This window comes from Actinomyces polynesiensis, assembly GCF_000820725.1.
GTDB classification, from domain to species: domain Bacteria; phylum Actinomycetota; class Actinomycetes; order Actinomycetales; family Actinomycetaceae; genus Pauljensenia; species Pauljensenia polynesiensis.
Map to the genome: position 1 here is coordinate 1 of NZ_CCXH01000032.1, position 7419 is coordinate 7419.

Here is a 7419-nt window from a genome sequence, read left to right on the forward strand (position 1 = left end):
TCGGAGGCCCGGGGGACAGGGGCGGGAGGGGCCCTGCGTGTTAGCCTGTCAGAGCCGTTCGATCGGCCGTGGAACGTCATGCCCGGGGACAGACCCGGTGCTCCGCGCAACGAGAATCCAAGGAGTTCAGGTGCCGCTGACCAAGGACGTCAAGGACCAGATCATCGCCGAGTACGCCACCCACGAGGGCGACACCGGCTCCCCCGAGGTGCAGATCGCACTGCTCACGCAGCGCATCAAGGACCTCACCGAGCACTTCAAGACCCACCAGCACGACCACCACTCACGTCGTGGCCTGCTGCTGCTGGTCGGGCGCCGCAAGCGCCTCCTCGGCTACCTGGCTGACATCGACATCGAGCGCTACCGCTCCCTGATCGAGCGTCTCGGCCTGCGCCGCTGACCCCTGCCGGCCCGGTTCCCCACAGGACCCGGGCCGGTTCACTACGTCCGGGACGGGCGGGCTGCCCGTGTCCGGACACCACCGAGAAATCCGCGTGCCATCCGCCGGCGGTTTTCGACAGTGGCTCACGGACTCCCGCCGAACGGGCCGGTACGCCGTGGGCTTCGATCGAAGGCCGACGCGGGGCGCGCATCCACTGAGAAACAAGGAGAAACACGCCCCATGATGGAAGGCCCTGACATCACCGCCGCAGAGGCGACCATCGACAACGGTCGCTTCGGCACGCGCACGGTCCGCTTCGAGACGGGACGACTGGCCCAGCAGGCCGCCGGTTCCGCCGTCGCGTACCTCGACGACGAGACCGTCGTCCTGTCCGCCACTACGGTGGGCAAGCACCCCAAGGACCAGTTCGACTTCTTCCCCCTCACCGTCGACGTCGAGGAGCGCGCCTACGCCGCCGGCCGCATCCCCGGATCGTTCTTCCGTCGTGAGGGACGTCCCGGCACCGAGGCCATCCTCGCCTGCCGCCTCATCGACCGCCCGCTGCGCCCCGGTTTCGTCAAGGGTCTGCGCAACGAGGTCCAGGTCGTCGAGACCGTCCTGGCCATCAACCCCGACGACGCCTACGACGTCCTGGCCATCAACGCGGCCTCGATGTCCACCCAGATCGCCGGCCTGCCCTTCACCGGCCCCATCGGCGGCACCCGCCTGGCGCTGATCGACGGCCAGTGGGTCGCGTTCCCGCGCTGGTCCGAGATGCAGCGCTCCGTGTTCAACATCGTCGTCGCCGGGCGCATCGTCACCCTGGAGGACGGCACCGACGACGTCGCGATCATGATGGTCGAGGCCGGCGGTGGCGAGAACGAGTGGGAGCTCATCCAGGCCGGTGGCATCGCCCCGACCGAGGACGTCGTGGCCGACGGCCTGGAGGCCGCCAAGCCCTTCATCCGCGCCCTGTGCGAGGCCCAGATCAAGGTCGCCGAGAAGGCCTCCAAGGAGACCGCCGACTTCCCCGTCTTCCTCGACTACTCCGACGAGCAGTACGCCGCGGTGGAGTCCTGGGTCGGCACGAAGCTCGCCGACGCCCTCCTCACCGAGGGCAAGCTCGCCCGCGACCACGCCGTCGACGCGGTGCGTGGCGAGATGCTCGAGGCCCTGGCCGAGTCCCACCCCGACCAGGAGAAGGAGCTCAAGGCCGCCTTCCGTTCCGTCGAGAAGGAGACCATCCGTCAGCGCACGCTGCGCGAGGGGATCCGCATGGACGGGCGCACCCCGCGCCAGATCCGGTCCCTGTCCGCGGAGGTCGAGGTCCTGCCCCGCGTGCACGGCTCCGCCCTGTTCCAGCGTGGCGAGACCCAGATCCTGGGTGTCACCACCCTGGCGATGCTGCGCATGGAGCAGCAGCTGGACAACCTGAGCCCCATCACGGCCAAGCGCTACATGCACCAGTACAACTTCCCGCCCTTCTCCACCGGTGAGACCGGTCGCGTGGGTTCGCCCAAGCGTCGCGAGATCGGACACGGCGACCTGGCCGAGCGGGCCCTCAAGCCCGTCCTGCCGACGCGTGAGGACTTCCCCTACGCGATCCGCCAGGTCTCCGAGGCCCTCGGGTCCAACGGCTCGACCTCCATGGGCTCCGTGTGCGCCTCCACCCTGTCCCTGCTGCAGGCGGGTGTGCCGCTGCGCGCCCCCGTCGCGGGCATCGCCATGGGCCTGATGACCGGCAAGGTGGACGGCGAGAGCCGCTCGGTCACCCTCACCGACATCCTGGGCGCCGAGGACGGCTTCGGCGACATGGACTTCAAGGTCGCCGGCACGAAGGACTTCATCACGGCCCTCCAGCTCGACACCAAGCTGACGGGCATCGACTCCCAGGTGCTGCGCGCCGCCCTGGCCCAGGCGCGTGACGCGCGTCTGGCCATCCTGGAGCTCATCAACGAGGCCATCGACGGGCCCGACGAGATGTCCCCCTACGCGCCACGCATCATCACCGTCCAGGTCCCCGTGGACAAGATCGGCGAGGTCATCGGCCCGAAGGGCAAGATGATCAACCAGATCCAGGAGGACACGGGCGCGAACCTGACCATCGAGGACGACGGCACCGTCTACATCGGTGCCGCCGACGGCACGGCCGCTGAGGCCGCCCGCGCGATGGTCAACCAGATCGCCAACCCGCAGATGCCGGAGGTCGGGGAGCGCTTCGTGGGGACCGTCGTCAAGACGACCTCCTTCGGCGCGTTCGTCTCCCTGACGCCGGGCAAGGACGGCCTGCTGCACATCTCCCAGGTGCGTCGCCTGGTGGGTGGCAAGCGCATCGACTCCGTCGAGGACGTCCTGCAGGTCGGCCAGCAGGTCGAGGTCGAGATCGCCGAGATCGGCGACCGCGGCAAGCTCTCCCTGCACGCCGTGGTCGACGGCGAGTCCGAGGACCACGGCTCCCGCGAGCCCGAGTCCGCCGTGGAGCACGAGCACCGCGAGCGTCCCGAGCACGGGGAGCGCCGGGAGCGTCGTCCGCGCACGCGCTCGCGTCGTCGCCGCGAGGAGGACAACTCCGGGGACTCCACCGAGGAGTGACACGAGGGCATGACGTCCGGCCCCACCGGACCGGGGGCACCGCGGGTGCCCCGGATCCCGTGGGCTGGGACCGGGGGCGGTTCCGTTGCACATGCGCAACGGAACCGCCCCTTTCCCATGGTCGGGGAGCGGTCGGGCGGATGGTGGGGGAGAATGGCTGATCACCGTGCCGAGGGGGCGCGGGGAGGGACGCACGGGAGGTGACCATGAGGATCCGGTGGAAGTACATCAGGCGGACGGTCGGTGTCCTCCTGCTCCTCCTGCTGCTCGGCGCCCTCGTCTACGGGGTGGTGCGCACGGTCAGGGACCGGGACACGGGATCCGTGTCGGGGGACGCCACCGCCTGCACCGAGATCGGCGCGGATCAGGGTGTCTTCCTCGGTGTCGCGGAGCAGGAGGGGACCGGACTCCAGCGGGTGACCCTCAACGTGCGGACCGGGAGCGGGGCGACCTCGGTGGTCACCGAGGACGGGGAGGGCAACGGGTCGGACGCCGGCGTCGCCGGCAATCTCTTCGTGGCCACCACCGGACGTCCCGAGGCCGCGGACGTCGAGGTGCGGCTCACCGACCGCGACGGCCAGGTGCTCGTCCTGCCCGGCGTGGGGGAGGCCGTGCTGGCGGAGCCGAACGGCCCCCAGTGCGAGCCCCATTCCTGGCAGCTGACGATGGACCTGCGCGACGGCGCCCTCGTCCCCTCCACCCCCTGACCCGTGAAGTCCGCTCACTTCCAGGGTCGAGGTCCGCTCAGTCCTGGGGTCGAGGTCCTCCTGTCGGTGTCGGCGCCTCGACGTGCGGAGGACCTCCGGCCGGACCACCGGGGCGACCCGGCCCCCACCACGGCAGGCGGACGTCCCTGCGGCTGTCACGTCCGCGTGCCAGTAGACTCGGGACATCCCGACTCGGAGGTACGGTCATGCGCCGCTTCACGGATTCCATCCTCTTCCTCGCCCTGTTCGTCCTGGCTGCGCTCGCCTGGCTGATCCTCGCGAACACCGGCGGCGTCCCCGCAGCGGACTCGGGCCGCATCGCCCCGATGACGGTGGGCACGGTGGTGGTCATCGCCTGTCCGGCACTCCTGCTCGCCTCCCTCCTCGGGCTCGCGCGCGCGCTGAGCAAGACCTCCCCGCGGCGCTTCTACACCTGGACGACGGGCGCCGCCGTCGCGGGCAGCGTCGTGGCCGCGGTCGCCTCGGTGCCCGCCGACCGGCAGGGGGTCGAGGTCGGCTTCGAGTGGATGTCCTGGTTCTTCGGGATCATGGCGTTCGCCTTCGTGATCGCCCTCGTCATCGCCCTCACCGGCGGGATCCCCGGACCCTCCGATGTCGCGCCCGCCCAGGCCGGGCAGACCACCGCCCCGGCCCCGTCCCGGAAGTCCCCGACCCCGTCCACGACCCCGGGTACGGGCACCGCCCCCACCCCCACCACGACGGAGACGCGCCCCTTGACCACGTCCGGCACCTCCGCCCAACTGCCCTCCACGAGCGGTTCGGACGACGACGCGCTCCCCACGGGCCGGGCCACCTCCACGGGCGCACCCACCCCCGACCCCTCCATCCACGGCACGCCCACGGACCAGAGCACCCGCCCGGAGCCGCGCGCGTGACCGCCTCGCCCACCCGGCCCGACCCCACCACCCCCGGAACGTCCGGACCGACCGTGCCCGCCCGCACCGCCCCCATCGACCTCCCGATCGTGTCGGCGGCCGACGCGGCCTCGGCGATGTCCTTCGCGGACGGGGACACCCAGGTCCGGCGCACCGTGCTCCCCCAGGGGGTGCGGGTCCTCACCCAGCAGGTCCCCGCGACCCGCTCCGTCGGGTTGAGCCTGTGGGTCCCGGTCGGGTCCCGCGACGAGACTCCCCGCCACGCCGGCTCCACACACTTCCTGGAGCACCTGCTCTTCAAGGGGACCCGACGCCGCAGTTCCCTCGACATCGCAGTCGCCTTCGACGAGGTGGGGGGCGATTCCAACGCCGAGACCGGCAAGGAGTCCACGGACTACTGGGCACGCGTGCTCGACGCGGACCTCGACATGGCGGTGGACGTCCTCGTCGACATGGTGACCTCCTCCCGGCTGGACCCGACCGACTTCGACCTCGAGAAGGGCGTGATCCTCGACGAGCTGGCCATGGCCGAGGACAGCCCCACGGAGGTCGTCCACGACGCCTTCCAGCTCGCCGTCCACGGGGACACGCCGCTCGGCCGACCCGTCGGGGGCACCGCCCGGGCCATCCGCGCCGTGGGTCGCGAGGACGTGTGGGAGCACTACCGGCAGACCTACGGTCCCGACAACCTGGTGGTGGCGGCCGCCGGGAACGTCGACCACGACCACCTCCTCGACGTGCTCCAGGAGGCGCTCGACCGGGCGGGGTGGGGGACCACGGACGCCGCCGGCGCCCCCACCCCCGACACCGCCGGCTCGACGACCACCGGCACCACCACCGCGCGCACCCCGCGCGCCCGACGCCCCGAGTCCGGCTGGACCGGGACGGGCGAGGGCGAGGTGGTCCGCCACCGGCAGGTGGAGCAGGCCCACGTCATCGTCGGCTGTCCCTCCCTGCGGGCGGGCGACCCCCGCCGCCCCGTCATGTCGGTCCTGCTCAGCCTGCTGGGGGGATCGATGTCCTCGCGCCTGTTCCAGGAGGTCCGTGAGAAGAGGGGGCTGGCCTACTCGACCTATGCCTTCGACGCCCCCTACGCGGATGCCGGGTCCTTCGGGATGTACGCCGGCACCGCCCCCTCCCACGTCGAGGAGGTGGAGGCCCTCATGGTCGCCCAACTCGAGGAGGTCGCAGCTGACGGCCCCACGGAGGAGGAGCTCGAGCGTGTGCGCGGACAGGTCCGCGGCGGGCTCGCCCTGGGCCTGGAGGACAATTGGTCGCGCATGACGCGTCTGGGGCGCTCGGAGATCCAGGGTCGCTACCTCACCGTGGGCGCGGCGCTCGCCCGCGTCGAGGCGGTCACCCGGGAGGACGTGCGGGCGCTGGCCGCGGACCTCGCGGCCGCGCCGCGCAGGAGGGCCGTCGTCCTGCCCGGGTGACGGGCGTGACGGGGTCGGACACAGGGCCGACCGGGCCGGACACAGGACTGACGAGGAAGGAAGGACGTGCGGACATGATCCGTGTGGCAGTGATCGGGGCGGCGGGACGCATGGGCTCGGCAGTGGTGGAGGCAGTCACCGGGGCCGAGGACCTCGAGCTGGTGGCCCGCATCGACGCAGGTGACGCCATCACCGCGGAGACCCTCAACGGGGCCGAGGTGGCCGTGGACTTCACCACGCCGTCCGTCACCGAGGCGAATGTCCATGCCTGCCTGGATGCCGGGGTCGACGTGGTCGTGGGCACCACGGGGTGGACGGACGAGTCCCTGGACCGGGTGCGCACCCACGCGGAGGAGACGGGGGCCTGCGTGCTGGTCGCCCCGAACTTCGCCCTCTCCGCCGTGCTCGTCATGCGATTCGCGCAGATGGCCGCCCCCTACTTCGAGAGCGCGGAGATCATCGAGATGCACCACCCCGACAAGGTGGACGCGCCCTCGGGAACCGCCATCGCCACCGCGCTCGGCATCGCCGGGGCCCGCCGGGCCGAGGGGTGCGCCCCCATGCCCGACGCCACGACCTCGGACCCGCTGGGCGCCCGGGGCGCGGAGGTCGACGGCGTCCACGTCCACGCCGTGCGCCTGCGCGGACTCACGGCCCACCAGGAGGTCCTCCTCGGCAACCCGGGGGAGCAGCTGGTCCTGCGCACGGACTCCTTCGACCGTGTCTCCTTCATGCCCGGTGTCCTCCACGGTGTGCGCCACATCGCCGGCCACCCCGGCCTGACGGTGGGCCTCGACGTCCTCATGGGACTGGCGTGAGCCGCTCGCGTCCGGCGTCCCCGGACCGATCGGTGCGCCCCGCCCTCGCCGAGGACGCCCCGGCCATCGCGCGCATTCAGGTCGCGGGCATCCGGGAGGCCGTGGGGGCGGCGCTCGGGCACGAGGCACCGGCGATCGACGGGCATTCCGTCGAGGACACCTGGCGCGCCACCCTGGACAGGCCCCAGCCGGCCGGTCACCACACCCTGGTGGCCCTCCACGGGCACGGGGTGGCGGGTTTCGCCGCGTGCGCGCCGGGGGAGGTCCTGCCCCCCACGGGCGGACGCCCGGACCCCATCCCCGAGGGCACGGACATCCTCTCCCTGGAGGTGGACGCCGACTTCCGCCGCTCGGGCCACGGTTCGCGGCTGCTGGCGGCCGTCGTCGACATCACCCGCCCCCGCACGGTGCGCGTGTGGATCCTCGCGGGTGACGACGTGCGCGTGCGCTTCTACCAGGGGGCGGGTTTCTCCCCGGCAGGCGTGCGGCGCACCCTCGCCACGGGGGACGGCGCCGTCATCGAGCACCTGTGGTGGTCGCTCGTGGAGGAATGAGGCGGACGAGGGCGGCCCCGCGCCCCCTCGCGCT

The 7419-nt window shown here is 72.2% G+C and carries 7 protein-coding genes; all 7 read left to right on the top strand.

The window, feature by feature from the left end; translation table 11 throughout:
- The first annotated feature begins 130 nt into the window (after positions 1 to 130).
- The 7 genes from rpsO to TA90_RS01260 all read left to right on the top strand — a co-directional run bounded on the left by rpsO (position 131) and on the right by TA90_RS01260 (position 7385).
- A complete protein-coding gene (rpsO, locus tag TA90_RS01230) occupies positions 131 to 400 on the top strand; it encodes a 30S ribosomal protein S15 (protein WP_043534206.1) in 270 nt (89 codons plus the stop codon).
- A gap of 222 nt (positions 401 to 622) precedes the next feature.
- On the top strand, positions 623 to 2974 hold the full coding sequence (locus TA90_RS01235) for a polyribonucleotide nucleotidyltransferase (RefSeq protein ID WP_043534207.1): 2352 nt from the start codon (positions 623 to 625) through the stop codon (positions 2972 to 2974).
- 206 nt (positions 2975 to 3180) lie between these two features.
- Complete coding sequence (locus TA90_RS01240; RefSeq protein WP_147513305.1) at positions 3181 to 3681, top strand: hypothetical protein; 501 nt, start codon at positions 3181 to 3183, stop codon at positions 3679 to 3681.
- A gap of 206 nt (positions 3682 to 3887) precedes the next feature.
- Positions 3888 to 4577, top strand: a complete 690-nt coding sequence (locus TA90_RS01245; protein ID WP_043534209.1) for a hypothetical protein — start codon at positions 3888 to 3890, stop codon at positions 4575 to 4577.
- 116 nt (positions 4578 to 4693) lie between these two features.
- Entirely contained in the window at positions 4694 to 6013 is a 1320-nt protein-coding gene (locus TA90_RS01250) for a M16 family metallopeptidase (protein WP_052450350.1), read from the top strand.
- Positions 6014 to 6087: 74 nt separating this feature from the next.
- Positions 6088 to 6831, top strand: coding sequence for a 4-hydroxy-tetrahydrodipicolinate reductase (gene dapB, locus TA90_RS01255; RefSeq protein ID WP_043534210.1), 744 nt, complete (start codon positions 6088 to 6090; stop codon positions 6829 to 6831).
- Positions 6828 to 7385, top strand: a complete 558-nt coding sequence (locus TA90_RS01260; protein WP_043534211.1) for a GNAT family N-acetyltransferase — start codon at positions 6828 to 6830, stop codon at positions 7383 to 7385. The genes dapB and TA90_RS01260 overlap by 4 nt, the downstream gene beginning before the upstream one ends.
- The last annotated feature ends 34 nt before the right edge of the window (positions 7386 to 7419 follow it).